This is a genomic window from Caminibacter sp., assembly GCF_053999135.1.
This window is the reverse complement of the sequence record NZ_JBMXVQ010000037.1, coordinates 1-25734: the sequence shown is the minus strand read 5'-3', so window position 1 is coordinate 25734 and position 25734 is coordinate 1. Positions and strand designations below refer to the sequence as shown.

At 33.7% G+C, this 25734-nt stretch carries 29 protein-coding genes and 1 tRNA gene; 18 read left to right on the top strand and 12 right to left on the bottom strand.

The features are described from left to right. Positions 1 to 14: 14 nt before the first annotated feature. The 11 genes from ACXJH6_RS03540 to ACXJH6_RS03490 all read right to left on the bottom strand — a co-directional run bounded on the left by ACXJH6_RS03540 (position 15) and on the right by ACXJH6_RS03490 (position 7509). Positions 15 to 90: transfer RNA gene (locus ACXJH6_RS03540), tRNA-Lys, on the bottom strand. A gap of 51 nt (positions 91 to 141) precedes the next feature. Then, on the bottom strand, positions 142 to 717 hold the full coding sequence (locus tag ACXJH6_RS03535; RefSeq protein ID WP_456470394.1) for a YkgJ family cysteine cluster protein: 576 nt from the start codon (positions 715 to 717) through the stop codon (positions 142 to 144). Next, on the bottom strand, positions 718 to 1533 hold the full coding sequence (locus tag ACXJH6_RS03530) for a M90 family metallopeptidase (protein ID WP_456470393.1): 816 nt from the start codon (positions 1531 to 1533) through the stop codon (positions 718 to 720). After that, entirely contained in the window at positions 1526 to 1912 is a 387-nt protein-coding gene (gene crcB, locus ACXJH6_RS03525) for a fluoride efflux transporter CrcB (RefSeq protein ID WP_456470392.1), read from the bottom strand. Before crcB ends, ACXJH6_RS03530 begins: the two co-directional genes overlap by 8 nt. Then, a complete protein-coding gene (locus tag ACXJH6_RS03520) occupies positions 1909 to 2598 on the bottom strand; it encodes a lysophospholipid acyltransferase family protein (protein ID WP_456470391.1) in 690 nt (229 codons plus the stop codon). Before ACXJH6_RS03520 ends, crcB begins: the two co-directional genes overlap by 4 nt. Next, positions 2582 to 3541: a hypothetical protein gene (locus ACXJH6_RS03515; protein ID WP_456470390.1), complete on the bottom strand. Its 960-nt coding sequence runs from the start codon at positions 3539 to 3541 to the stop codon at positions 2582 to 2584. Before ACXJH6_RS03515 ends, ACXJH6_RS03520 begins: the two co-directional genes overlap by 17 nt. After that, a complete protein-coding gene (locus ACXJH6_RS03510; RefSeq protein WP_456470389.1) occupies positions 3538 to 4638 on the bottom strand; it encodes a peptidoglycan DD-metalloendopeptidase family protein in 1101 nt (366 codons plus the stop codon). Before ACXJH6_RS03510 ends, ACXJH6_RS03515 begins: the two co-directional genes overlap by 4 nt. Beyond that, complete coding sequence (gene purQ, locus ACXJH6_RS03505; RefSeq protein ID WP_456470388.1) at positions 4635 to 5303, bottom strand: phosphoribosylformylglycinamidine synthase subunit PurQ; 669 nt, start codon at positions 5301 to 5303, stop codon at positions 4635 to 4637. Before purQ ends, ACXJH6_RS03510 begins: the two co-directional genes overlap by 4 nt. After that, a complete protein-coding gene (gene purS, locus ACXJH6_RS03500; protein WP_456470387.1) occupies positions 5300 to 5542 on the bottom strand; it encodes a phosphoribosylformylglycinamidine synthase subunit PurS in 243 nt (80 codons plus the stop codon). Before purS ends, purQ begins: the two co-directional genes overlap by 4 nt. Then, positions 5539 to 6246, bottom strand: coding sequence for a phosphoribosylaminoimidazolesuccinocarboxamide synthase (purC, locus tag ACXJH6_RS03495; protein ID WP_456470386.1), 708 nt, complete (start codon positions 6244 to 6246; stop codon positions 5539 to 5541). The genes purS and purC overlap by 4 nt, the downstream gene beginning before the upstream one ends. A gap of 9 nt (positions 6247 to 6255) precedes the next feature. Next, on the bottom strand, positions 6256 to 7509 hold the full coding sequence (locus ACXJH6_RS03490; RefSeq protein ID WP_456470385.1) for a S41 family peptidase: 1254 nt from the start codon (positions 7507 to 7509) through the stop codon (positions 6256 to 6258). Positions 7510 to 7723: 214 nt separating this feature from the next. Here ACXJH6_RS03490 and ACXJH6_RS03485 point away from each other — a divergent pair, with 214 nt between their 5' ends. The 7 genes from ACXJH6_RS03485 to ACXJH6_RS03455 all read left to right on the top strand — a co-directional run bounded on the left by ACXJH6_RS03485 (position 7724) and on the right by ACXJH6_RS03455 (position 16034). Continuing rightward, positions 7724 to 10327, top strand: a complete 2604-nt coding sequence (locus tag ACXJH6_RS03485) for an ATP-dependent Clp protease ATP-binding subunit (RefSeq protein WP_456470384.1) — start codon at positions 7724 to 7726, stop codon at positions 10325 to 10327. Positions 10328 to 10497: 170 nt separating this feature from the next. Then, positions 10498 to 10866, top strand: coding sequence for a hypothetical protein (locus ACXJH6_RS03480; protein WP_456470383.1), 369 nt, complete (start codon positions 10498 to 10500; stop codon positions 10864 to 10866). Positions 10867 to 10878: 12 nt separating this feature from the next. Next, on the top strand, positions 10879 to 11463 hold the full coding sequence (locus tag ACXJH6_RS03475) for a PAS domain-containing protein (protein ID WP_456470382.1): 585 nt from the start codon (positions 10879 to 10881) through the stop codon (positions 11461 to 11463). A gap of 3 nt (positions 11464 to 11466) precedes the next feature. Further along, the gene (locus tag ACXJH6_RS03470; protein ID WP_456470381.1) at positions 11467 to 12951 is read left to right on the top strand and encodes a methyl-accepting chemotaxis protein; all 1485 of its coding nucleotides are present in this window, start codon (positions 11467 to 11469) and stop codon (positions 12949 to 12951) included. Positions 12952 to 12966: 15 nt separating this feature from the next. Then, positions 12967 to 14268: a glutamate--tRNA ligase gene (gene gltX / locus ACXJH6_RS03465; protein ID WP_456470380.1), complete on the top strand. Its 1302-nt coding sequence runs from the start codon at positions 12967 to 12969 to the stop codon at positions 14266 to 14268. Positions 14269 to 14271: 3 nt separating this feature from the next. After that, complete coding sequence (locus ACXJH6_RS03460; RefSeq protein WP_456470379.1) at positions 14272 to 14550, top strand: YggT family protein; 279 nt, start codon at positions 14272 to 14274, stop codon at positions 14548 to 14550. After that, entirely contained in the window at positions 14550 to 16034 is a 1485-nt protein-coding gene (locus ACXJH6_RS03455) for a transglycosylase SLT domain-containing protein (RefSeq protein WP_456470378.1), read from the top strand. The genes ACXJH6_RS03460 and ACXJH6_RS03455 overlap by 1 nt, the downstream gene beginning before the upstream one ends. Here the strand turns inward: ACXJH6_RS03455 and ACXJH6_RS03450 are convergent. Further along, positions 16024 to 16458 carry a hypothetical protein gene (locus tag ACXJH6_RS03450; protein ID WP_456470377.1) on the bottom strand — a complete coding sequence of 145 codons (435 nt, stop codon included), beginning with the start codon at positions 16456 to 16458 and terminating at the stop codon, positions 16024 to 16026. The genes ACXJH6_RS03455 and ACXJH6_RS03450 overlap by 11 nt on opposite strands. A 42-nt stretch (positions 16459 to 16500) precedes the next feature. Here ACXJH6_RS03450 and ACXJH6_RS03445 point away from each other — a divergent pair, with 42 nt between their 5' ends. From ACXJH6_RS03445 to ACXJH6_RS03395, 11 genes are all read left to right on the top strand, one after another. Next, on the top strand, positions 16501 to 17034 hold the full coding sequence (locus ACXJH6_RS03445) for a DUF3293 domain-containing protein (protein ID WP_456470376.1): 534 nt from the start codon (positions 16501 to 16503) through the stop codon (positions 17032 to 17034). Positions 17035 to 17036: 2 nt separating this feature from the next. Further along, complete coding sequence (locus tag ACXJH6_RS03440) at positions 17037 to 17252, top strand: hypothetical protein (RefSeq protein WP_456470375.1); 216 nt, start codon at positions 17037 to 17039, stop codon at positions 17250 to 17252. A 61-nt stretch (positions 17253 to 17313) separates the two neighbouring features. Next, positions 17314 to 17793, top strand: coding sequence for a ComF family protein (locus tag ACXJH6_RS03435; protein ID WP_456470374.1), 480 nt, complete (start codon positions 17314 to 17316; stop codon positions 17791 to 17793). A gap of 56 nt (positions 17794 to 17849) precedes the next feature. Next, positions 17850 to 20288: a DNA gyrase subunit A gene (gene gyrA, locus ACXJH6_RS03430; protein WP_456470373.1), complete on the top strand. Its 2439-nt coding sequence runs from the start codon at positions 17850 to 17852 to the stop codon at positions 20286 to 20288. A gap of 33 nt (positions 20289 to 20321) precedes the next feature. Then, positions 20322 to 20888 (top strand): LPP20 family lipoprotein, encoded by a 567-nt coding sequence (locus ACXJH6_RS03425; protein ID WP_456470372.1) that lies wholly within the window; start codon positions 20322 to 20324, stop codon positions 20886 to 20888. Then, complete coding sequence (locus ACXJH6_RS03420; RefSeq protein ID WP_456470371.1) at positions 20836 to 21225, top strand: hypothetical protein; 390 nt, start codon at positions 20836 to 20838, stop codon at positions 21223 to 21225. The genes ACXJH6_RS03425 and ACXJH6_RS03420 overlap by 53 nt, the downstream gene beginning before the upstream one ends. After that, complete coding sequence (locus ACXJH6_RS03415) at positions 21222 to 22337, top strand: sigma-54-dependent transcriptional regulator (RefSeq protein WP_456470370.1); 1116 nt, start codon at positions 21222 to 21224, stop codon at positions 22335 to 22337. Before ACXJH6_RS03420 ends, ACXJH6_RS03415 begins: the two co-directional genes overlap by 4 nt. Positions 22338 to 22348: 11 nt before the next feature. Next, positions 22349 to 23401, top strand: a complete 1053-nt coding sequence (locus tag ACXJH6_RS03410; RefSeq protein WP_456470369.1) for an aspartate-semialdehyde dehydrogenase — start codon at positions 22349 to 22351, stop codon at positions 23399 to 23401. Further along, complete coding sequence (locus ACXJH6_RS03405; protein WP_456470368.1) at positions 23401 to 23925, top strand: YqhA family protein; 525 nt, start codon at positions 23401 to 23403, stop codon at positions 23923 to 23925. Before ACXJH6_RS03410 ends, ACXJH6_RS03405 begins: the two co-directional genes overlap by 1 nt. 46 nt (positions 23926 to 23971) lie before the next feature. Next, positions 23972 to 24874, top strand: a complete 903-nt coding sequence (locus tag ACXJH6_RS03400; RefSeq protein WP_456470367.1) for a radical SAM protein — start codon at positions 23972 to 23974, stop codon at positions 24872 to 24874. A gap of 9 nt (positions 24875 to 24883) precedes the next feature. Then, the gene (locus tag ACXJH6_RS03395) at positions 24884 to 25378 is read left to right on the top strand and encodes a hypothetical protein (RefSeq protein ID WP_456470366.1); all 495 of its coding nucleotides are present in this window, start codon (positions 24884 to 24886) and stop codon (positions 25376 to 25378) included. Positions 25379 to 25734 lie beyond the last annotated feature (356 nt).

The window sequence follows — 25734 nt, the reverse complement described above, 5'->3', positions numbered from 1 at the left end:
ACGATGGGGACAGATGGTGACCCGTGCTGGATTCGAACCAGCGGCCCTCTGCTTAAAAGGCAGATGCTCTACCGACTGAGCTAACGGGTCTTCTCTCACAACTCTTTGTTGTGTGGGTGAAATTATAGACAAAATTTGATTTTAATTCAAGGGTTTTTTTATTAAATTTTCATAATTTTTTAAAAATTTAAGGGATTTTTTATGAATTAAGTCATATTTGTCTTTTGGGTCTGATATTTGAAATATTTCTATATTCTTTACCGAGCCTATCGGGATTATTTTTTTATTTTCAAGCCATCTTGCCGTATTGATAAGTTTTTGTTTTATATTGATAATTCTTTTATCAAAGAAAGAAGAGGAATAAAATTCTTTTTTGGTCAGTGGAAGAAAAGACCCGTAAACGCCGACTCCAGGGCAGCTTAAATCAAGCAATATTGAATCATACCATGGAGAAAAAGGATAAATTTTACACGCCGGGGGTCTTTGTTCGTATATAGAACATTTTTCGTCTTGAAGATAAGGACATTCTTTTTCTGTGCTTAAAAGCATTACGGGCTTAAATGTATCGAGTTTTGCTATTACTATAGGAAAATATTCATAAACTTTTTCAAAATCTTCAAGTATTAGCGGAGCTAAGAATTTATTTTTGCAGCATTCCGTGCAGTTTTCGCAGTTATTGAATTTTAAAAGATGAAGGTGTTTTATATTTGCATACATTTATTCCTCCAAAATTATTAAAGTGTCAAGACGGTAAAATTTTTTCAGCTCTTCGTAAATATCCGGAAAATGGTAGTGTAAAAATTTTGGATTACAGAAAAAATATTCTGTCATAACCGCAAAAAACTCCGCTTCATTTGTAAGGGCGTATTCGTCTATTTCAATTTTTGAGTGGTGTTGTTTTTTTTCTAAAAGCAGTTTATATTCTCTTAAAACCGTTTTTTTCCATTCTTTAAACATTTCTTTTGTCACAGGGGGAACTCCGTCCGCCGCCCCGTCGGCAAAATCCAGCATATGTGCGAATTCATGTATTATTACGTTTCTTTTTTTATTGTGTTTTATCTGATATTTGGCGTCATGCCATGAGATAATAACGCTGTCTTGAAGAGCCTCTCCGCTTATTATTACGTCTTCTTCTACGATATATTCTCTTTTTATGTTTTTTTTGATTGCTTTTGGGTAAATATATACATATTTTAAATTAGGATAGCAAAACTCTTCGTATGCAGCCGTTAAAATGCATCCGTAAAAAGCGGTAAGGGTTTTTATTTCATCGGTTAATTTTATGTAGGGTGCAATAAAATCTTTTTCAATAAAGAATCTCTGTATTTTATAATCCATAGTTTTTTTATATTTTTCGGGCAGGTTTTTATAAAGGGGTATGTCTTGAATGTATTGTCTGTATTTTTTTTCAAGAGGTCTGTTTTTTAATTTTTTTAGTTCTTTTCTGTATTTTAAAAAGCGGTAAAAATAAAAAGCGGTAAATAAAAAAAATAAAAACCATAAAAAGGATAAAAACAGGGCGAAATTATCCATAAATCGCCTGAACGGCTTTAAAGCCTCCGGCTGCTAAAATAATGCTGCCTATTACGTTTAACAGAATATATGTAAGACTTTGTATGATAAGCCCGTTTTTTATAAGAAAAAAACTTTCAATCGCAAAAGTTGAAAATGTTGTTAAGGCTCCCATCATCCCGGTTGTTAGTAGCGATTTAAGATATGGGTTTTCTATAATGTGAAACTGTATAAGACCTATTAAAATACCTAAAATAAGACTGCCTATCCAGTTGACCGCAAGGGTTCCAAAAGGGATGTCGTGTTTTACCAATCCGTTTACCAGACCCGTTGTATAAGCTCTTAAAATCGCTCCTATAAATCCTCCAATTCCAATAGCAAGATAAGTATCTATTTTCATTTTTTGTACTCCTTATCCAAAATTTGCTGCATATTGTTTCTCATATCCTCATACCATCCCTCATATGGATAAAAGCTGTCTAAAAAAACAACTTTTATTTTTTGTTTTTCTATTCTAAAAGGGTTTTTTTTAAAAGCTTTTGGTAAATTTATTATTACAAACGGCTGAACTTTAAGGTTTAGTTTTTCCACAATCCCCTTTGGTCCGTTTTTAAATTTTAAAAGTTTTGTATAATCGCCTTTGTTTCTCGTCCCTTCGGGGAATAAAAATACTTTATATCCTTTTTGCGTTTTTTCTTTTATATCTTTTATCATTTTTATGATAGCTCTTTTATCGTTTCTATTTGCAAGAATCATATCGCTTTTTGTAACAAGATATTTAAAAATGGGCATTTTTGCTATTTCATCTTTGGCAACCCATATTATTTTTTCATTTCCGTAGACCGTTTCCATAAGTGGTATATCAAGGTTATTTGTATGATTCCCCATGAGTATATTGGCTGTAGGGTCAATTTCACCTTCTATAATAATTTCCTTAGCAATTAAACTCGTTAAGATTTTTGAAGCTTTTTTTCTAAGTTTAAGCTCCCATTTGGGATTTATCGCAATAAGCAGTGAAACTATAGCTAAAAAACCAAATCCGTATAAAAATTTAACTGAACTGATTATGCTATTTAGTATTTTCATTTTTTACCCATCCTATTTTATTGTTTATTTTCACTTTTATATATCCGTCAGTTTTTTTTAAAATTGTAGCATTTATAGGTGTTTTTGTCTCATATATTACGGTTGATTTTGAGGTTGGAAGAATATGTATAGCTGTATTTGGTTTTAATATTACACTGCCTTTTGGAATTATCTGAAACAGAAGATATCCTCCTATGATTAGAGGAAAAATCAGTATCCATACTTGTTGATAAATAATAAAAATTATAAGAAAAAAGGCAATAATTCCTAGCAGCAGGGTATTTACGGGAGTAAAAAATGTCTGGTTTTCCGGATTTATATTTGTCTGGGTGCTGATAGTTTCTTGTTTTAGCTTGATAGGGATTGTTATTTTATCAAATTTATTTTGTAATAAATTGAAATAGTAAAAAGTAAAAAATTTTTTGTTTTTAGGTATTATGGCATAATAACTTGCTTCATTTTTTGTTTTTAATGTCAGATTTTGTTCCGTTATAGGAAGAGAAAAATCTTCGATATTGCATTCGTCGCATTTGATTGTAAATGAGATTAAAATCCTGTCTTTTTTATACACAGAAGATATTGGATTTATTATGCTTAGGTTTTTGGCAAAAACGTTTGAAAACAGGGGAGGTTTTTTGATTGGGACGGTTTTTATGAGAGAGTTTAGGTTTATTGTTTCTATTTTGTCGGTAATTAGAAATATTTTGTTTTCTGGACTGTTGTCGGCTTTAAAAATGATGTCTAATTTGTAAAGAAAAGGGTTTATTTTTTTTAGAGATGTTTCAACTTTGTATGTAGGAAGAACGCTTAGGTTTGTCTCTTTTGAGAAGATGATTTTGGCTTTTAAATGGATTATTTGGTTTTGATAGTAAAAGGGTTTTAGATTTTGATATTTGATAAAAGAAAATAATAAAAGGGGAATGAAAAAGATAAGCTTTTTCATTTGAGAGCTATATTGTTTTCTTTAATGATAGATTTTACATATGCTAAAAATTTTTCTTTTTGTTTTCCTTTTAAGGCTATTTTTACGGAATTTTTAAGTTTTGCCGGATTTATCCACTTGCCGTATCTCATAACACCGAAGTGAAGATGAGGTCCGGTTGAGAGCCCCGTGTTTCCAAGATATCCTATAGTTTGTCCCTGTTTTACCCATTTACCTACATAAAGACCTCTTGGCCATCCGTGCAGATGTGCGTATAGTGTGATATAACCGTTTTTGTGTTTTATTTTAATACTTCTGCCGTATCCTTTAATCCAGCCTTTATAAATAATTTTACCGTCCGCAACGGCATGGACAGGGGTGCCGATTTTGTTTACGTAATCTATTCCGTCATGTATTCTCCATTCATGTAAAATAGGATGGAATCTCGGTCCAAATTTTGAAGAAATTCTTGTATATTTAAGAGGAGCTTTTAAAAACATACCTTTAAGGCTTTTTGCTTCCCTGTCGTAATATCTTCCGTCTTCAGGATTATAAAAAGCCGTATAATCAAAATATCTGTTTTTTATTTCGGCAAAAATGATTTTTACATCTTTTACTTTTCCAAACCTGAGTTTTTCTTCATAAAGAATTTTTATTTTGGTGTTTTTAGGGATTGCCCTAAAATTTACTCTGTCTTCGAAAATATTTATCAGTTTTGAAGTCAGGCTTCTTAGATGGGTCGCTTTATATAAATCGTAACTTAGGTAATTGTTTATTTCCACTTCAGCGTATTTTTTCCGGGTTTCATAGATAATAGGAACTATTGTTGAGACGTATTTTCCGTTTTCGTTTATTATTTGGAGCTGTTGTTTTGAGTTTAAAGGTATTAAAGCCTGTTTTATTTTATTGTTTTTTTTCATGATAAAAAGAGTTGAGCCGACAGGAATTCTTCTTACCATTTTTTTTATTTTTGTCGGAAGGTTATAATATATTTTCAAAGGCAGAGAATTTTTCTTTAAAAAACCGTAAAAAGTGTCTTTATTTCCCCATGTGGTTATATCCACCTTATAAGCAAAAAGAGAAGAGAGAAAAAAGGTTATTAAAAGCAGCCTTTTCATTTAAAAAATCCCTCAAGCATTTTAATCCCGTCCTCTCCTCCTAAAATACTCTCCATAGCCCTTTCAGGGTGCGGCATAAGCCCAAAAACGTTTTTGTTTTCGTTGCATATTCCCGCAATAGAATCAATACTTCCGTTAGGATTTAATTCATTTCCTTTTTCATCGCAGTATTTAAGGATAACCTGTCCGTTATCATACATTCTTTTTAATGTTTCCTCATCGACCTTGTAATTACCTTCCGCATGAGCTATAGGAATGTTTATAATATCTCCCACATTTAGGTTTTGTAAAAATTTATTATTGTTGTCGATTACTTTTAGATGGTGAAACTTTGAAATAAAATGCAAATTTTCGTTTCTTGTCATTCCTCCGGGTAACAGATGTGATTCAAGAAGAATTTGAAAACCGTTGCATATTCCAAGAACATAACCGCCCTTTTTAGCGTATTCGCTGACAACGTTCATAATCGGAGAAAATCTGGCAATAGCACCGCTTCTTAAGTAATCTCCGTAACTAAATCCCCCGGGAAGTACGATTAAATCGTAGTTTTTCAGGTTTTCTTCGTTATGCCATATAAAATCAACCTTCGCTCCAAGTTTTTCAAAAGCCCATTTTGTGTCTCTGTCGCAGTTTGTTCCGGGGAATACTACTACTCCTACTTTCATTCCTTAACCTCTATTTCGTAATTTTCTATTACCGGGTTTGCAAGAAGCTCTTTTGCCATCTCTTCAGCTTCTTTAACTGCTTTTTCTTTATCTTCGGTGTCTATATCTATAATAATCTGTTTTCCTACCCTTACGTCTTTAACGTCTTTAAAGCCGAGTGTTTCAAGAGCATGTAAAACGGCTTTTCCCTGAGGGTCTAAAACGCCTTTTTTAAGATGAACGTTTACCGCTACTTTCATTTTGCTTCCTTTAATCTGTTTAATACTTCGCTGTATGCTTCTTTAATATCTCCAAGATTGAATCTAAACAGGTCTTTATCGAGTTTTTTACCTGTTTGTTTATCCCACAATCTGCACGAATCCGGTGTTATTTCATCCGCTAAGATAATGTTTCCTTCTTCGTCTTTTCCGAATTCTATTTTAAAGTCTACTAAAATTAATCCCACTTTGTCAAAAAAATCTATTAAAAATTCATTAACTTTTCTTCCATATTCTCTAAGAGTGTCAAGTTCTTTTCTGTCTTCCACAAGATTTAAAATCATAGCATGGTCGTCGTTTATAAGAGGGTCGTTTAATTCGTCGTTTTTGTAATAAAATTCAACTATTGCAAACGGAAGCTTAGTACCTTCTTTTAATCCGAGTCTTTTTGCCAGACTTCCCGCTACAATGTTTCTAACAACCACTTCTATAGGAATAATATCGACTTTTTTAACGAGCTGTTTAGTCTCGTCTATCTGTTTTATAAGATGGGTGGGAATACCTTCTTTTTCTAAAGCTTCGAAAATAAGTGTTGTAATAGCGCAGTTAAGCGCTCCTTTTCCACTTTCTTGCGAGGCTTTTTCCCCGTTAAAAGCCGTTAGAGAATCTCTAAATTCGCATATTACTTCGTTTTCCTTATCCGTTTTGTAAATTCTCTTGGCTTTTCCTTCGTATAACAGTTCCATAATGCTCCTTTATCTTGAATTTTGATTTGCTATTATAAGCGCTTTTAGGATGTTTGCTCCTGTTAACAGCTGTAAATCCCCGTCTATTTTTTTGATGTTTTTTTCTTCTTTTTTAACCTGTTTTTTACCGTCTATTTTTTCAAGTTCGGCTTTTAAATGGGCTTTTAAATTGGCTTCTTTAATCTGTTCGGTTTCATTTATTTCTTTTATCTCAGCCGGATGCACGATAATATCAGGTGTTACTCCTTTTGCCTGAATGGTTCTTCCGCTTGGAAGATAATATCTGGCAACTGTTAATCTTATCGCTTCGTTTTTATTTACCGGTAAAATAGCCTGTACGCTTCCTTTACCGAAAGTCTGTTCCCCTACTATTACCGCACGTTTGTGGTCCTGAAGCGCTCCGCTTACGATTTCACTCGCACTTGCGCTTCCTCCGTTTACAAGCACGACTATAGGAATGTTTTTATACGTCCCAGCGCTGTGAGCGTAATATATTTCGTTTTCTCTTTTTACCCTTCCTTTTTGGGATACTAAAACGCCTTTGTCTATAAATAAATCAAGTGTTCCAACCGCCTGGTTTAATAGACCTCCTGGATTGTTTCTTAAATCTATTATAATTCCTTTTTTGCCTTCTTTTTTAAGCTTTTTAAGCGTTTTTTTAAGGGATGAAACCACGTTTTTGTCAAAACTGCTTATTCTTATATATTTTATTTGAGGATAATTTTCCAAATCTTTGGCTTTTACCGATTTTACTTTTATAATTGCCCTTGTAATAGTCACTTTAAAAGGTTTTTGACCTTTTCTTACAATTGTGAGGGTAATTTTGGTACCGGGTTTTCCTCTCATAAGATTTACGGCTTCGTCAAGTGTCATATCTATAGTCGCTTTATCGTTTATTTTAAGAATAATGTCTCCGGCTTTAAGTCCAGCTTTGTAAGCCGGTGTATCGTCTATAGGGGAGATGATGGTTAAAACACCGTTTCTCATACCTACTACTATACCAAGCCCTCCGAATTCTCCGCTGGTTTGTACTTTAAGCTCTTTGTAGGCTTTTTTATCAAGATAACTCGAATGTGCGTCAAGTTCGGGAAGAAGTCCTTTTAATGCTTTGTTAATAATGGTTGTTGTGTTTATATCGTCAACGTAATATGCTTCTATCATATTGACCACTTTTATGAATTTTTCGTATGCCTGAAGTCTTGTCTGTTGGGATTCGGCAAAAACGGATGTTATGAGAAGTAATGCAAACAGAAGTTTTTTCAATGCGTCTCCTTGGAGTTTTTGAAATTCTATTTTAATTTATGTGAAAAATCAAGTAACTTTAAAAACGGCACTGACTAAATATGCTCTTTTATTGAGCGTATTTAGTCAGTACCTTAAAAGTAAAAAAATCATAAAAAAAGCAATTTAAAAACCTTGACATAGGTCGACTAAAGCTGTTATAATTACGCTAACTAAAACTTTTAAGGAGGAGAATATGGAAAAATTATTCGAAAAATTAACCAATCAGATGATGGAAGCAATTGAAAGCGGACTTAGTCTGGCTTTACATAATAAAAACCCGGAAGTACATCCTTTACATGTATTATGGGGGCTTTTGACAAACACCAACACCGTGCTTAATCAGGCCCTTAATAAAATGGGCGTTGATAAAGTTGCAATTGAACTTGAAGTAAAAAGCGCGGTTGACAGACTTCCTAAAGTGGACAATATTTCAAAAGAATCCATAAGAATAGGAAGAGAGCTTATTCAAAGTTTAGAACAAGCCGAAGCGTATGCTACAAAACTCGGGGATAAATATGTTGCAGTGGATACATGGCTTATAGCGAATCTTGACAGATTTAAAGACATACTTGGAAAATTTGTCGATTTAATGGAGCTTAAAAAAACACTTGAAGCAATAAGGGGAGATAAAAAAATTGAAAGTAAAAGTGCTGATGAAAATCTTGACGCTCTTAACAAATATGGAATAGACCTTACTCAAAAAGCAAGAGACGGGGAACTTGACCCGGTAATCGGAAGAGATGAAGAAATTAACAGAATGACTCAAATTCTTATTAGAAAAACAAAAAACAATCCTATTTTACTTGGAGAACCGGGGGTTGGTAAAACAGCTCTTGTGGAAGGATTGGCTCAGAGAATAGTAAAAAAAGAGGTACCGACTAGTCTTCAAAACAAAAGAATTATAGCCCTTGATATGACGGCTCTTATTGCAGGAGCTAAATACAGAGGTGAATTTGAAGACAGACTTAAAGCGGTTGTGGATGAAGTAAAAGCGAACCCAGATGTTATTTTGTTTATTGACGAAATCCATACCATTGTCGGTGCCGGTGCCAGCGAAGGTAGCATGGATGCGGCAAATATTCTAAAACCGGCACTTGCAAGAGGGGAGCTTAGAACCATCGGTGCGACAACGCTAAAAGAATACAGAAAATATTTCGAAAAAGACGCGGCGCTTCAAAGAAGGTTCCAGCCTGTTATGGTTAATGAACCAAGCGTAAACGAAGCTATCAGAATTTTAAGAGGTCTAAAAGACAGACTTGAAGCGCACCATCAGGTAAAAATTCTTGACGAAGCGTTGGTTGCGGCTGCAAAACTGACTGACAGATACATTACAGACAGATTTTTGCCTGATAAAGCAATAGACGCAATTGACGAAGCTGCTGCTGAGATTAGAATGCAAATTGAAAGCGAACCTTTTGAGCTTGCTAAAATCAAAAGAGAAATAGAACAGCTTATGGTTGAAAAACAGGCAATCGAAATGGAAGGCGCAAAAACGGATAAAGCCAAAAAAAGACTTGAAGAGATAGAAAAAGAACTTGCAAACCTTGAAGAAGAAAAAAGAAAACTTGAGGCTAAATATGAAGAAGAAAAAAGAATCCTTAAAGAAATTGCTAATTTAAAAGAGCAGATAGAAAAACTCAAAAACGAAGCCGAAATAGCAAAAAGAGAAGGTAATTACCAAAAAGCGGCTGAAATTGAATACGGAAAGATAGTTGAGCTTCAAAACAAATTAAAAGAACTTGAAGCCAAATGGGAAGAAATGCAAAAAGAAGGAACGCTTCTAAAAAGCGCCGTTGATGAAGAAGCGGTTGCAAATGTTGTTAGCAAATGGACGGGAATTCCTGTTAGCAAAATGCTAAAAAGCGAACTTGAAAAAATATTGCATATTGAAGACGAGCTTAAAAAATGGGTTGTGGGACAGGATGAGGCTATTAAAGCGGTCGCCCGTGCGATTAAAAGAAACAAAGCCGGACTTGGAGACCCAAACAGACCAATTGGTAGTTTTATGTTCTTAGGACCGACAGGGGTTGGTAAAACCGAAACTGCGAAGACATTGGCAAGATTTTTGTTTGACGATGAAAAAGCGCTTATCAGGTTTGATATGAGTGAATATATGGATAAAATTTCCGTATCAAAACTTATCGGTGCGGCTCCTGGATACGTAGGATATGAAGAGGGCGGACAGTTAACAGAGGCTGTTAGAAGGAAACCGTACAGTGTAATTTTGTTTGACGAAATAGAAAAAGCGCATCCGGATGTATTTAACATTCTGTTGCAGGTGCTTGATGATGGAAGACTTACCGATAATAAAGGTGTAACGGTTGATTTTAAAAACACCATTATTATCTTAACAAGCAATATCGCAAGCGATATTATTATGGAAATAAAAGATCCAGAAGCCAGAAAAGAAGCGGTTTGGGCGGAGCTTAAAAGAAGAATGAAACCTGAATTTTTAAACAGACTTGACGAAGTGGTTGTATTTAATCCACTTGGAAAAGAACAGGTTAAACAAATTGTCGATATTCTGCTTAGAAAAATTAAAGCTAGACTTGCAGAAAGAGATATTGAACTTATTTTAACCGATAGAGCAAAAGACTTTATCGCGGAAGTTGGATTTGATCCGATTTTTGGTGCGAGACCTTTAAAAAGAGCTCTTGCGGATGTAGTTGAGGATAAACTAGCAGAACTTATTCTTGAAGGTAAAGTAAAAGAAGGCGATAAAGTTGAATTTGACGTTGACGAAAACAATGTTATTGTAAAAGTAAACGGCCAGGAAGTGGCAAGAGAACCTAAATAATTTCTTTCTCTCTTTTTTCTCTCATTTTTATTCAATCTCACAAAAATGTTACACATTTTATACTTTTTATTAAAATATTTGTTAAAGATATAAGAAATATTGGATATAATCCAATTTAAATTTTTTATATAATTATGTGTATGAACAACTGTTTATAAAAGGAGAATAATTTGTTTTATTATGTGTTGCATATAATCACAGTCGTAAGTTGGTCGATATTTTTACTGCAGTTTATAAAATCGTTACAAAATGACACCCAAGATAAATTTATTTTCTTTATATTGTCTTTGTTTTTTATGGCCGTTGTTTTATTTGTGGGAACCAAACTTATGTTCTTAGCCCCAGGAATTGCTAAAAGCGGCGGTTGGATTCATGTAAAACTCAGTTTTGCCGTGTTGATGATTATAGAAAATCTGGTTTTGGCTTTTATTTATTTAAAACACAAAATTATTTCATCAAAACTGTATGAAATAATGTATTGGATTAGTTACATTTCTTTTATGATAATGCTGTTTTTAAGTCTGCTTAAACCATTTTAGAAAGGAAAAGTTATGGTGGATGAAAAAAGAATTCAAGAAAAGTTAAAATCCGGTAAACGTCTCTCAAAACTTGACGCCCCAAAAGAGATTAAAAACGTAGAAAAAGTTATGAGCGATAACGATTTTATCGTATCTAAAACGGACACGAAGGGTTATATTATCTACTGCAACAGAATATTTGTGGAGATGTCCGGTTGGAGCAGGTTTGAGCTGATGGGAGCCAATCATAATATAATCCGTCATCCGGATATGCCTAAAATCGCTTTTAAAATTCTCTGGGATTTAATTCAGAATAAACAGGAATTTTTCGGGTTTGTTAAAAATTTAAGAAAAGACGGAGGGTTTTACTGGGTTTTTGCTTATATTACCCCCGATTTGGATTTAAACGGTAATATCGTCAGTTATACCTCTTTTAGAAAAAAACCAAGCAGAAAAGGTATTGAATTTATGAGCGAGGTTTATAAGAAATTGGTAGAGGCGGAAAAGCAGGGAGGTATGAGTGCAAGCTACGAACTTTTAAAAGAAATGCTAGGCGCTACAGACGAAGATATAATTGAAAAATATCAAAAACTTGTATTTGATTTGCAAAAAGGATAAAAAATGAAGATGGAGCTAAATTTAAATTCTATCTCAAATATATTAATCAGCGTTTTAAGTTTAACGGGGGCTGTGTATCTTGGAATAACAGGGAATTCTGCAATTGATTATGGTATTGCTTTTATATTGGTGGTTGCAGCTTTGCTGCCTTGGATTAAGAAAAAAGAAGAGAAAAGCGATGTTCTCGATAAAATAAACGACGTTGTGCAAAAAGTATATGAAGGCGAAATTTATCACAGAATTATTTTAGACGATGATAAAACAAAAGAAGAACAAATAGGATGGAATCTTAACGAAACTTTTGACCAGATAGAAGATTTGTTAAGAGAGGTTGAAAATACGGTTATAGCCGTTAGCAACGGGCAGAATTACAGGTATATTCTTCCAAGCGGTCTTCATGGGGAGTTTAGAAACGTCGCAGAGCAGTTTCAAAAAGCCATTGAATCTATTAAAATATCAAAAAAAGTGGAGCTTGTGGCAAATCTCGGTAAAAAATTTATTGAAATAGACGGAGGTATTCCTGAAAATCTCAAAAGAGTCGGAGAGTCCATTTTTAAAATAGACGAAGCTTTTAAAGAGATAGCCATAAGAGTCAAAGAATCTTCAAAACAGGCAAACGAAACTTACCATATTATGGAAGAGTCAAAACACGATTTTGAAGAGCTTTCCCAAAAAGTTGTGGAAACTTCAAGCGAAATAGAAAATATGTCCGAACATATCCGCTCTATTTCCGATATTGTGGAGCTTATTAAAGATATTGCCGACCAGACTAATCTTTTAGCGCTCAATGCGGCTATTGAGGCGGCAAGAGCGGGAGAGCACGGAAGGGGATTTGCCGTTGTTGCCGATAACGTAAGAGAACTTGCCGAAAAAACCCAAAAAGCCACAAACGAAATAGCAATTACCATTCAAACCCTTCAACAGCAGTTTATGAATGTGAGCGAAACTACTTCACAAGTGGTGGAAATAAGCAACAAATCATATTCCACTCTTGAAATATTTGAAAATCTTTTAAATAAACTTCAAAAAGATTTAACTGAGGTAACTATAATTTCTGATGTTAATACGCTAAAACTTATTTTTATTACATTTAAAATTGCGCATATTGTTTATAAATCGAATGTGTATTCTTCCGTAACCAGAGAACGCGTAGATGAAAATATGTTTGCGGTTACGGCTGAAAACTGTCCTCTTGGAAAATGGATGGAAATTCCTGAAATAAAAGAAATTTTGATAAAATACCGAATTTACGACAAACTTAAAAGTTATCACCAAAAAGTTCATGAAATCGGTAGAGAAGTTCTTTTAAGAGTAAAAGAAGAAGGTGTTACAAAAGATAATCAAGAGTGGTATTATGAGAAATTAAAAGAAGTTGAAAAATATGCAAGGGCTTTGTTTAACGAATTTGAAGAAGTGATTAAAAAGATAGAAAATGACCCTCAGGCACTTGATATTTTGCTTGAGGCAGGTAAAAAATTTCAGTTTTAATTAAGAAGGAGATATATGTTAAGATTTGCACCAAGCCCGACAGGGGATATGCATATAGGAAATCTAAGGGTGGCTATTTTTAATTATCTGGTTGCCAGACAAAAAGGGGAAAAGCTTTTAATCCGCATAGAAGATACGGATAAAGAAAGAAATATAGAAGGAAAAGACAGAGAGATTCTTGATATTTTAAACCTTTTTGGAATAAAATACGACAAAGTTGTATATCAGTCTTCAAATTTTCATATTCATCAGCAAATGGCAAAGCAGCTTCTTGAAAAAGAGAAGGCTTTTGTCTGTTTTTGCGATGAAGAAGAGTTAAACTTCCAAAGAGAAAAGGCTAAAAAAGAAAAAAGACCTTACAGATACAGCGGCAAATGTGAAAACATTACGAAAGAAGAAGCCCAAAAACTTATAAAAGAGAAAAAACCGTTTGTGGTAAGAATTAAAAAACCTTCTGAAAATATAAAATTTAATGACGAAATTAAAGGAGAGTTTGAATTTTCTCCTTTTGAAGTTGACAGTTTCGTAATATTAAGGGCGGATTATACGCCTACTTATAATTTTGCATGTGCTATTGACGATATGATTTATGATATATCGCTGGTTATAAGAGGAGAAGACCATTTAAGCAACACTCCAAAGCAGATTCATATAAGAAAATCTCTTGGATATGACAAAGAGATAAAATACGCCCACCTTCCGATTATTTTAAATGAAGAAGGCAAAAAACTATCAAAAAGAGAAAATCATGCCTCGGTTAGATGGTTATTAGAAGAAGGGTTTTTACCCCAAGCTATCGCCAATTATCTTATATTACTTGGAAACAGTTTTGAAAAAGAAGTTTTTACCCTTGAAGAGGCGGTTAAGTTTTTTGATTTAAAAAAGATATCTCGTGCACCCGCAAAGTTTGATATTGAAAAACTTAAGTTTTTAAATAAAGAACATATGAAAAAAATAGAAAACATATCAGAATATCTGGGATATCATTCAAGATATGAAGAACTTTTAAAAATTTTCAGGGATGAGAGTTCGACTTTAAAAGAGATTAAAGAAAAATTTAATAAAGTTTTTGAAAAATCCGACGATAAAGAGTATGAACAAGAAAGGGAAATTTTAAAAAAAGAAATTTTAGAACATCCTTTGGAAGAAGAGTATGACGACTTTAAAAAAAGGCTTATGAAAAATACCTCTCTTAAAGGAAAAAAACTTTTTATGTCTTTAAGAGAACTTTTGATAAATCAAAAACACGGAGCCGAAATAAAAGATTTGTATAAGGCTATGAAACCTTATTTAAAAGAAATAATAACAAAAAGGTAATAAATGAATACGATTTTAATAAGTCTTCTTCAGTTTATAAACATTGTAGTTGGAATTTACATTTGGGTGGTTATTATAGCGGCTTTAATTACATGGGTAAATCCAGACCCTTATAATCCGATTGTCAGGTTTTTATATTCCGTAACCGAGCCTATTTATGCTTTTATAAGAAGATATATACCCACGACGTTTGGAGGATTTGATATTGCCCCTATTATTCTTATTTTAGCTCTTCAGTTTATACAAATTTTAATAAGTAATATTATAGCTTCCCTTTATTGATGAGATTTTTGTTTTTTCTGCCCTTTTTTTTGTGGGCCGAAGTTAATTTAAGCGTAATATTAACCAAACCGAAAAGTTATGTAAGGGATTTTTACTTAACTGAGTTTATGAGAGAAACAAATGATTCGGTTTTGGCTTATAAAGCTTATTACGCTCTTTACAAAAAGAAAATGACTCATCTTAAAATCCTTTCAAAATTTGATTTTTTTAAACCTATTTATAAATGCGTAAACCCTTCCGTAAAAGATGTTGAGCGTATAGATATATCCTGTATTTTAAACAACGGTCTGTGGCTTAGAAGTATTGCGAAACTTGATAAAAAACAGCTCTCTTATCTTTATGAAAAACTTCCCGAAGGTAAGGAAAAAGATGCGGTTTACGCATTTTTAAATAGCGATTTTTCAAAAATTTTTTCATACAGGGAGCTTGGATATTATTTTATTTTAAATTATCCAAAAAAAATTATAGACCAGGAAATAAAAGATTTTTCTATTTTTGAGGATAAATATTTTGACAAGTTTGTAAAATCGGCGGTTATAAATAATCTTACCCAAATCAGACTGAGCCTTAGCAGAATAGATTATAAAAAATTTAATGACAAAGTGAAGTGGTGGTTGTTTTTAAATGAAATGAAATTTAAAGAGTATAAAAAAGCGTTAAAAATTTTGAAATCCGTTAGGAAAAAAGGCTCAAAAGAGTATTTTTGGCTGTGGATGTTAAGTAAAAAAGATGTTTATCTGGATAAGCTTCTTAATAACAGGCGAATCAATTTTTATACTTTATATGCCCATGAAGAAAAAAATATTCCTTTTGAAATAAGAAGCAAAATAGTTTTTAATAAAGTCAAAAAACCTAAATACAATCAGGAAAATCCATGGGATGTGCTTAAGTTTTGGGATGAGTTTGGAAAAAGAAAGGATTTATTTAATTTTGCAAAAGAGCTTGACAGCGAAAAATCCGAAGCCCTGAAAGCTTTAGTGCTGGATAAGGCTCATAAGTTTAGAATAAATTATTTTATAACCCCTAAAATGTATGAAGATAAAAATCTTTCTTTTAAGGCGTTTGTTTACGCTATAGCAAGACAGGAGAGCAGATTTGTGCCGGCGAGTGTCAGCCGAAGTTATGCTCTTGGAGTTATGCAGGTTATGCCTTTTTTGGTGCGTCAGATGAAAGGGGACGTTTTTTCTCAGTTTGATTATAATCAAAACGTAAAACTTTCCGTAAAACATCAAAAATGGCTTTTTTCAAAACTAAAAGACCCGCTAATGGTGGCTTACGCATATAACGGGGGAATAGGTTTTGTAAACAGGAAAGTGCTTCCTTATTTTAAGTATAAAGGAGAGTTTGAGCCTTTTTTAAGTATGGAGCTGGTGCCTTACGATGAAAGTCGGGAGTATGCAAAAAAAGTAATTGCAAATTATGTAATATATTCGCATATATTCGGGGATAAAAATTTAACTTTGCATAGACTGCTTAAAAAGTAAGATTACATTCTCCCCAGTGTCTGCTTTTGTATTCTATAACGACAGGTGCGGCATTATCGGTTGAGACGATATAATAATTCATCCAGCTATTGTAAAAAGGAAAATTTTTGTATAAAATGTAAGAAGGGATTGTTGAATTTATATCAGGTTTTTTTCCGTTAATTAAAAGGGTAAATTCCGTATTGTTAAGCGTATTGTCAAAATCGTTGTAAACGCCTATTAAAAAAGTGGGTTTTTGAAAATTTTTATAAATAGGGTTAAGATAGGTTACATCCAACAGGGCTTTTGTTTCAAAAGAGTTTATTATTTGACATCTTTTGGTGTGTTTCAAGGCTTTTTCATACAAAGGGTCTTTTTTTAAAATAGACGTTTTTACGTTGCAGCCTGTGAATATCAAAGCGATAATTAAAAGTAGTTTTTTCATAAAAAAACCTTTTTTATAAAATTATATCAAAAAAGGAGCATAATGAAATTTGAGGTTATAGGAATAGGAGAATTTAAAGGTAAATGTATTTACGATGAAGCGGAAGATGCTTTAATGGTGGATGACGAAGTTGTTGTTGATTTTAAGAAAAAAAGAGAAAACTATCTTAAATACACTAAATTTTTAATCAACAATCCATGGGGAAGGGAGTGGATAAGCTTTCAGTTCATACCCAATAAAAAGGCCATTATGCAGCGTCCTTTTGCTATTATAACGGCTCATAATCCAAAAGATTTGATACTTAACGATTTTTTAAATTTTATCAGAAACACGGAACTCGAAGGTGTTATTAAAACTCTTAAATATGAGTATATGACAAGTATAGGGGAGCTTTTCGATTACAGCGAACTCTCTTTTATAATTTATGATATTTCAAAACAGGAGGCTCTTAGAATAGGCAGTATGTTTGACCAGGATACTATTTTTTATAATTCCGGAGAAGAGATAACAATTACCCAGTGTGATAATAAAAAAGATATTTTGTATTATAACTTTAAAAAACATTTTAAAGGTTGAAAATGGAAGATTATAAAAACAGGAAACTAACAAAGCCCGAGCTTGCCGGCGTAATTGCGGCTTTACTTATGTTTTTTGGAGTAGGTATGATTATGGGTGGAAGCGCTTTGGGAAACGATACTCTTTTTTTTGCGGGAGTCGGGCTTTTTAGTATGGGAAGCGCTATAGCCCTTTATCTTTTGTTTAAATACAAACCTAAAGAAGATAATGATTTTTAAGTGTGTTTTGTGCGGGATTTTTTCTTTTAGCCCGGTATGTGAAAAATGTCAGCGGGATTTTTTGAAACCCAGTATCGAGTATAAAGATGAAATAGTCAGTTTTTACAGGTTTGATGACATAAAAGAACTTTTACATTACAAATATGAAAAATTCGGAAGCCGTATATTTTGGATAATGGCTAAGAATTCTTTAAAAATTTTTGCAAGGAATTATTTTGAGAAAGCTTTTTTAATACCGGTTGACGACAATCCTGAAAAAGGGTATTCGCATACCGCTATTTTGGCAAAGTCTATGCAGACAAAATATTTAAAACCTCTTTTTTCGTCCCTTAGGGCTTCAAACTCTTTTAAATACGCTTCTAAAAGCTTAAAAGAGAGACTTTCAAATCCGAGAAATTTCGTTTATAAGGGGGCAGGGGATATCGATGTTATATTAATAGACGACGTTACCACAACTTCACTTACTCTTAAAGAAGCGAAACAGACTCTTAAAAAACATAACGTAAACGTTCTTTTTAGCGTGGTTTTGGCAAGAGGTTAAGTTAAGCTTTTACTATCGCCGTTATTATGGTAAAATTTGAATAAAAAAGGATTTGGATGCAGGTAATTCCGGTTAAGATTGAAGATACGCTTGCAAAAAGCTATCTTGAATATTCTATGAGCGTAATTGTAGGAAGAGCGCTTCCTGATGTAAGAGACGGTTTAAAACCCGTTCACAGAAGAATATTATACGCTATGTATAAAATGGGTATTACTTCAAGCTCTCCTTATAAAAAATCTGCAAGAATAGTTGGGGATGTTATAGGTAAATACCATCCTCACGGAGACAGTGCCGTTTATGAGGCTCTTGTCAGAATGGCTCAGGATTTTTCTATGAGAGAGCCTTTAATAGACGGACAGGGTAACTTCGGGAGTATAGACGGCGATAATGCGGCCGCTATGAGATATACGGAGGCCAGACTTACAAAAATAGCCGAAGAGCTTTTAAGGGATATCGATAAAGATACCGTTGATTTTGTCCCTAATTATGACGGAAGCGAAACGGAACCCGTCGTACTTCCGGCACGTTTTCCTAATCTTTTGGTAAACGGAAGCAGCGGTATTGCTGTGGGAATGGCGACAAATATTCCGCCGCATAACTTAAGCGAACTTCTTGACGCTCTTATTTATATGATAGACAATAAAGATGCAAAACTTGAAGATATTTTGCAGTTTGTTAAAGGTCCCGATTTTCCAACCGGCGGTATTATTTACGGAAAAAGCGGAATTTTGAACGCTTACAAAACCGGCAGGGGAAGTATCAAAATAAGAGCAAAACACCATATAGAACATAAAGGAAACAGGGATGTTATTGTAATAGACGAGCTTCCGTATCAGGTAAACAAAGCTAAACTTATAGAAAAAATAAGCGACCTTGTAAAAGAAAAAATTCTTGATGGTATAAGTGAGGTCAGGGATGAGAGCGACAGGGAAGGCATAAGAGTCGTAATCGAGCTTAAAAAAGACGCTATGAGCGAGATTATTCTTAATAATTTATATAAACATACTCAAATGCAGGTAAGTTTCGGTATTAATATGCTGGCTATTATCGATAAAGAACCGAAACTGTTTAATTTAATGGAAATTTTAAATACATTTATTAAGTTTAGAAAAACGGTTGTTATCAGAAGAACGATATACGAACTTGAAGCCGCCAAAAAAAGAGCCCATATTTTAGAGGGGCTTTTAATCGCTCTTGCGAATATTGACGAGGTGGTGGAACTTATCAAAAAAAGCGACACTACAAAAGATGCCCGTGAAAAGCTTATGAAAAAATTTGATTTAAGCGAGGTTCAGGCTCAGGCAATTCTTGATATGAAACTAAGCCGCCTCACTTCCCTTGAAATTGAAAAACTTGAAAAAGAGTATGGCGAACTTATGGAAAAAATAGCTTATTTAAACTCTATTTTAAAAGAAGAAAGTGTTTTAAATAACGTGATTAAAGAAGAATTTAAGGAAATTCAGCAAAAATACTCAAGTAAAAGACTAACCGAGATTACAGACGCCGAAGACGATATTGACATTGAGGATTTAATTCCAAATGAAGAGATGGTGGTTACCATTACCCACAGGGGATACGTAAAAAGAGTTCCTTTAAAAACGTATGAAAGACAAAACAGGGGAGGAAAAGGCAAAAAAGCTCTGACTACTTACGAAGACGATTTTATAGAGGATTTTTATATTGCAAAAGCTCATGATACGCTTATGATTATTACCAATAAAGGACAGCTTCACTGGCTGAAGGTTTATAAAATTCCTGAAGGCAGCAGGACCAGTAAAGGAAAAGCGATAGTCAATCTTATAAATCTCGATAAAGATGAAAAAATACAGACTATTATTAAAACAAGCGATTTTGACCCAAGTAAATCTTTAGCTTTCTTTACGAAAGAGGGAATAGTAAAAAGAACGAATTTAAGTGAATTTAAGAATATAAGAAGCACGGGCGTTAGGGCTATTACGATAGACGAAAGCGATGAGCTTGTCACCGCTAAAATAGTAAAACCCGAAGATAAATATCTTTTTATAGCTACAAAAAAAGGTATGGCTATAAGATTTCCTGTTGACAGCGTCAGAGAAATGGGAAGAAGCGCTAGAGGAGTTAAAGGGATTACATTTAAAATAGAAGGCGATGAGGTTGTTGGGGCTTTATCTCTTGAGGATGAAAATCAGGAAATTTTAACCGTTAGCGAAAAAGGTTTTGGAAAAAGAACGGAAGCTAGTGCTTACAGGCTGACAAACAGGGGAGGAAAAGGTGTAATAGCGATGAAACTTACCAATAAAACCGGAGATTTGGTAGGAGTTGTTGCGACTGAAGATAATCATGACCTTATGCTTTTAACAAGTAAAGGAAAAATGATAAGAGTTTCTATCGGTTCGATAAGCAAAACAGGAAAAAACACCCAGGGAGTTAGAATAGTAAAACTTGACAGTGACGATAAAGTGGTAAGCGTTGCCAAAACTCCTTCCACCAAAGAAGAAACTCTGGAATTGGAATAAAATTTGCTAAATGAAAATTAAAAAGGAGAATTAATGAAATATAAACTTGCTTTACTGGTCGGGGGAGCGCTGATTTTTACCGGTTGTTGCAAAAAACTTGAACTTGCCGACTGTGCGGATGGTAAATGTCAACCTGCTCCTGCTCCCGTAGCAAAACCTTCTCCTGTGCCTCCAAAACCTGTAATTAAAACAGTAAAATACGGAAATCAAGTATGTTATATAGAAAACGGCGTAAAGAAAAACTGTGTGTTTTTAATTGAGGGAATAGGAAAAGGAGTTGTTCCATGCGATGGGGCCTGTTCGACGGCTCAGGCTAAAATGATGGCAAGAAGAGCGGCTATATTGGACGCTTACAGGGCGTTAATAGAAAAGATTTACGGAATTAGAATTAACGGACGCGATACCGTTAAAAACATGGTATTAAAAAATTCAACTATCAGGGCTTATGTTGAAGGAGTGGTAAGAGGAGCCACTATTGTGGAAGAGGAATTTAAAGACGGAGTTTATACGGTTGTTATGAATTTAAAACTTAACGTTAGCAAATGGAATGAATATCTTAGAGAAAACAATCCTTATTCTTATCCTACTTACACAAATTAACGCAAAAGAGGTTTTTATCTCTTTTTCTTTTGTTTCCCATAACAATAAACTTGTTTATAACAATTTTAACTGCTCCCTTGCGTTGACTTCATCCGAAGAAAATGGCGTTTTTCTTTTTTCACTTCCCTGTAACAGTGAAGATATTATTAAATTTTGTTATAAAAACTCTTCTTTAATAATTAAAAATCTTTTAAAAGAAAATGTGTTTTTTTATTCAAACGAAAAACTTGACAATAACTTCTATTTTGGAAGAAGTAAAATTACGTTTACCCCTCAAAGATTTGATATCATTATAAAAGACAACCGGGCATATTTTTATTTAAAGGAAGAACATTGAAAGTGGCAATAGTTGAAGATGACATAAATATGAGAAAGTCCCTCTCTCTTGCTCTTAAAAGCGAAGGTTTTGAGGTAGTAGAGTTTAGAAATGCCGTTGACGCTTTAAAAAAACTTGATAAAAGTGTGGATGTAATCGTTACCGATATTACTATGCCGAAAATGGACGGAATAGAGTTTGTAAAAGAACTTAACGGGAAATATGAAGTTATCATGATTACGGGAAACGCTACTTTAAGTAAAGCCATAGAATGTATAAGGCTGGGAGTAAAAGATTTTTTGACAAAGCCTTTTGAAATTGAGGATTTGATTGAGGCGATAGAAAGAAACGTAAAAGTAAAAGAAAAAACAGGCGGCAAAAAAATTTCCATAAAGCCTAAATTTGTAGCCGTTGATGAGAATACCAAAAAAGCCCTTGAAATAGCAAAAAAAGTGGCTCCAACAAATGCAAACGTTATGCTTCTTGGGGAAAGCGGGGTTGGAAAAGAGGAGTTTGCCAAGTTTATTCACGAAAACTCTAAAAGAAGCGGCAAATTTATAGCCGTAAATATGAGCGCCATTCCTGAAAATCTTATAGAAAGCGAACTTTTCGGGTATGAAAAAGGAGCTTTTACGGATGCCGTAAAAGAAAAACCCGGTCTTTTTGAGCTTGCCGAGGGGGGAACGCTTTTTTTAGACGAAATAGGGGAGATGCCTTATAATCTTCAGGCTAAACTCCTTAGGGTTTTACAGGAGAGGGAGTTTTACAGGCTTGGAGGTACAAAGCCTAAAAAACTTGATGTTAGAATAATAAGCGCTACCAACCAAAATGTAGAAGAAATGATAAAAAATAATAAATTCAGAGAGGATTTATATTACCGTCTTAATACTATTCCTATTAAAATTCCCCCTCTTAGAGAGAGAAAAAATGATATACTTCCAATTGCCGAAAATATTTTGAATAATGTAATAAAAGAGTATTCTTTAAACAAAAAGGTCTTAGACGAAAAGGCTAAAGAAAAACTTTTGAATTATGAGTGGCCCGGAAATATAAGAGAACTTATAAATGTGATTCAAAGAGCCGCTATTTTAAGCGAAGGTGAGATTATTACCGATAAAGATATCTATTTTTAAAGGAGAGAAGTATGTATAACGTAGCAATTGTCGGTGCGACCGGTGCAGTCGGAGAGGAGTTTTTAAGGGTACTTGAGGAGTATGATTTTCCTATAAAAAAGCTGGTACCCCTTGCAAGTGCAAGAAGTGTGGGAAAAGAAGTTGAGTTTAAGGAAGAGACTTATAAAGTAAAAGAACTTACTTGTGATGTCTTTGATAAGGAGGATATAGATATAGCGTTTTTTAGTGCCGGAGGTAGCGTCAGTGCGAAATTTGCCCCTTGCGCGGTGGAGGCTGGAGCTGTTGTTATTGACAATACGAGCTATTTTAGAATGGACCCGGACGTACCTTTGGTAGTGCCTGAGGTAAATCCCGAAGATATTGTTTTTTGGAAGAAAAAAGGGATTATTGCAAATCCTAACTGTTCTACCATTCAGATGGTAATTTCTTTAGCTCCCCTTCATAAAGAATTTGGAATAAAAAGAGTTGATGTGGCCACTTATCAGGCTGTAAGCGGTGCTGGTAAGAAAGGGATGGAGGAACTTTTTGAGCAGATGAGGGCGCTATTCAATTTTAAGCTGGATAAAAAAGTGGAAGAGAGAGAAGTTTTTCCTTGGCAGATAGCCCTAAATGTTATTCCGCATATAGATAAGTTTATGGAAGGCGGATGGACAAGGGAAGAGCTTAAAATGGTAAACGAGACGAATAAGATTATGCACTCAAACATTCAAGTCGCCCCTACATGCGTAAGAGTTCCGGTACTTAGAAGTCACAGCGAAGCTATTACTATTTACTGCGAAAAAGATGTGGATGTTGAAAAAGCAAGGGAAGTGCTTGCTAATTTTGAGGATGTAAAAGTTATAGACAATCCTGAAAAAAACGAATATCCTATGCCTGTAATCGCTACGGATACCGATTATGTTTACGTAGGTAGAATAAGAAAAGATTTATATGACCCAAAAGTTTTGCATTTCTTTAACGTTGCCGACCAGTTAAGGGTAGGTGCGGCTACAAATGCCGTGAGAATAGGGCTTAAATGGATAGAAATGGAAGGCGAGGAATTTTTGAAGGGAAAGGGTAAATAATGGAAAAAAGAGGATTTTTAGAAGCTGTTTTTGAAGGAAGTTTATGGCGAGGGAGAATGATTGCCGTTTTAGCGGTAATTTTTGGAATGGTAGGGGCTGTTATTCTGTTTTTGATAGCGAGTTATGATGTTTATGAAATGGCTATTGTTACGTTTAAGTTTTTCTTTGCCCATTATCATCCGGAAAATTTTCATGAAATTATTATAGGCGGAATTATAGGGGCGGTTGATTTATATCTTATCGCCGTAGTGTTGCTGATATTTTCTTTTGGTATTTACGAACTTTTTATCAGTGAAATAGACGATGCAGAACACAGTGAAGTGGGAAATAAAATACTTGCGATTCACAGTCTTGACGAGCTTAAAGACAAGCTTGGAAAAGTAGTCGTTATGGTGCTTATAGTGAGTTTTTTTAAGAAAGTTATGCATATGGATTTCGGCACCCCTTTAGAAATGCTTTATTTAGCGGGAAGTATTCTCGCATTGGCGCTTGCCCTTTATTATATGCATAAAGGCGAACATTAATTAAGGTAAAAGTGTAAAATTAAAAATGGAAAATTAAGGATATATTATGAAATATATATTCGGTCCGGTAGCTTCAAGACGTTTTGGGATGAGTCTTGGAGTGGACCTCTCCCCCGATAAAAAAAGATGTAATTTTGATTGTATTTACTGTGAACTCGAACCTGCAAAACCTGTAACAGAGTATGACAATCCTCCGGAAGTCGAAGAGATATTAAAAGAGGTAAAAGAAGCCCTAAAGCAGTATGATTTTGACGTTTTAACCGTTACAAGTAACGGGGAACCTACGTTATATCCATATTTAAATGAATTGGTAGACGCTCTTAAAATTTTTGATAAAAAACTTCTTATTTTAAGTAACTCTTCTACTATAGACCGTTTTGATATACAAAATACCCTTAAAAAATTTGATATAGTTAAACTCTCACTTGATGCCGTAACCCCTTCGGTTTTTAAAAAAATAGACAGGCCTGCAAAAGGTATAGATATTGGAAATATTATAAATGGGATGAAAGAGTTTAGAAAAATATATGAAGGCGAACTTATTATAGAAATTTTGGTGGTAAAAGGAATTAACGATAAGGAAGATGAGTTTAAAAAAATAAATGAAGTATTGCAAGAAATAAAACCGGACAGGGTCGATATTTCTACCATAGACCGTCCGCCGGCTTATAAAGTTGAAGGAGTTGGTTTAGAACGTCTTTTCGAACTTGCTTCTTTTATAGAAAATCAGAAAATTTTTATTCCTACAAGAGAAAAAATAAATTTTAAAATGGAAAAACTTACTAAAGAGGAATTATTGACGACTCTTAAAAAAAGACCTTTTACTGAAAGTGATGTTAAAAATATTTTTGATGAGCATACTCAAAGAATATTTAACGACCTTTTGAAAGAAAACCTTTTAGAAGAAATATGGGTTGGTGGAGTTAAATTTTATAAAGCCTTAATTTAAAGGAGCTTAATGAGGGAAATATTAAATTTAATAAGAGTGTTAATCGCCGTTGATATTGGAATAGTGGTCTTTTGTTGGCTTGAAGATAATATAATTTGGCTTTATAATACCCAGATAGCTTTTTTTGCCGTTTCTTTAATTGTTATAGGCAGTTTTATAGGGTATTCCAATATGGTCAGAAAGTCCATAGAAAACGGAAACGTTGGAGAAGACATACTTAAAAAATATGATGATAAATTTGATTTGTATGAAGAGGATGATGAAATAAAAGAAAAAGAACTTAACGAATATAAAAAGAAAAAATTAAAATGGTATGAAGCCTTGCTTTTCTTTTTTAAAGGAGGATTTAATCTAATAAGAATTTTGGGATATGTGGCTTTAATAGCGGGTTTTTTATGGCTTAAAAATAGCGGAGCTTTTGATTTTCTAAGCTTTTTATTTGGAGTTAGCGTGGTTCCTGCCGTTAGCCTTATTTATCTTTTTGTGGAAGCTAAAAGAAGTTAAAATTTATTAACTTCCACTTCTTTTATCATTTTTTGGGAAATTCCGTTTATATCTTCTACTATGGCTCCATCAAGGTTGATTTATTTTCACTTTCGAAAAAGGAATAATATCCAAGTAAAGATTTTTTAGCATTTGTGTCTATTTTAACGCTTTTACTACATTGAAATTTACAATTGTTTTACTTTATTAAGTCAATGCCTTTATTATACTTGATTGACTTTTAATTAAATTTTGTTATATAATAAGTTTAATTAAATATTAATTCAAAATTAAGGAGGGGCTATGGGAAGAATTTACGGAAGAGTTGAAAGTGTTGAGGATGTAAGAAGAATTAACTGCATCATTAGAGATGAGAT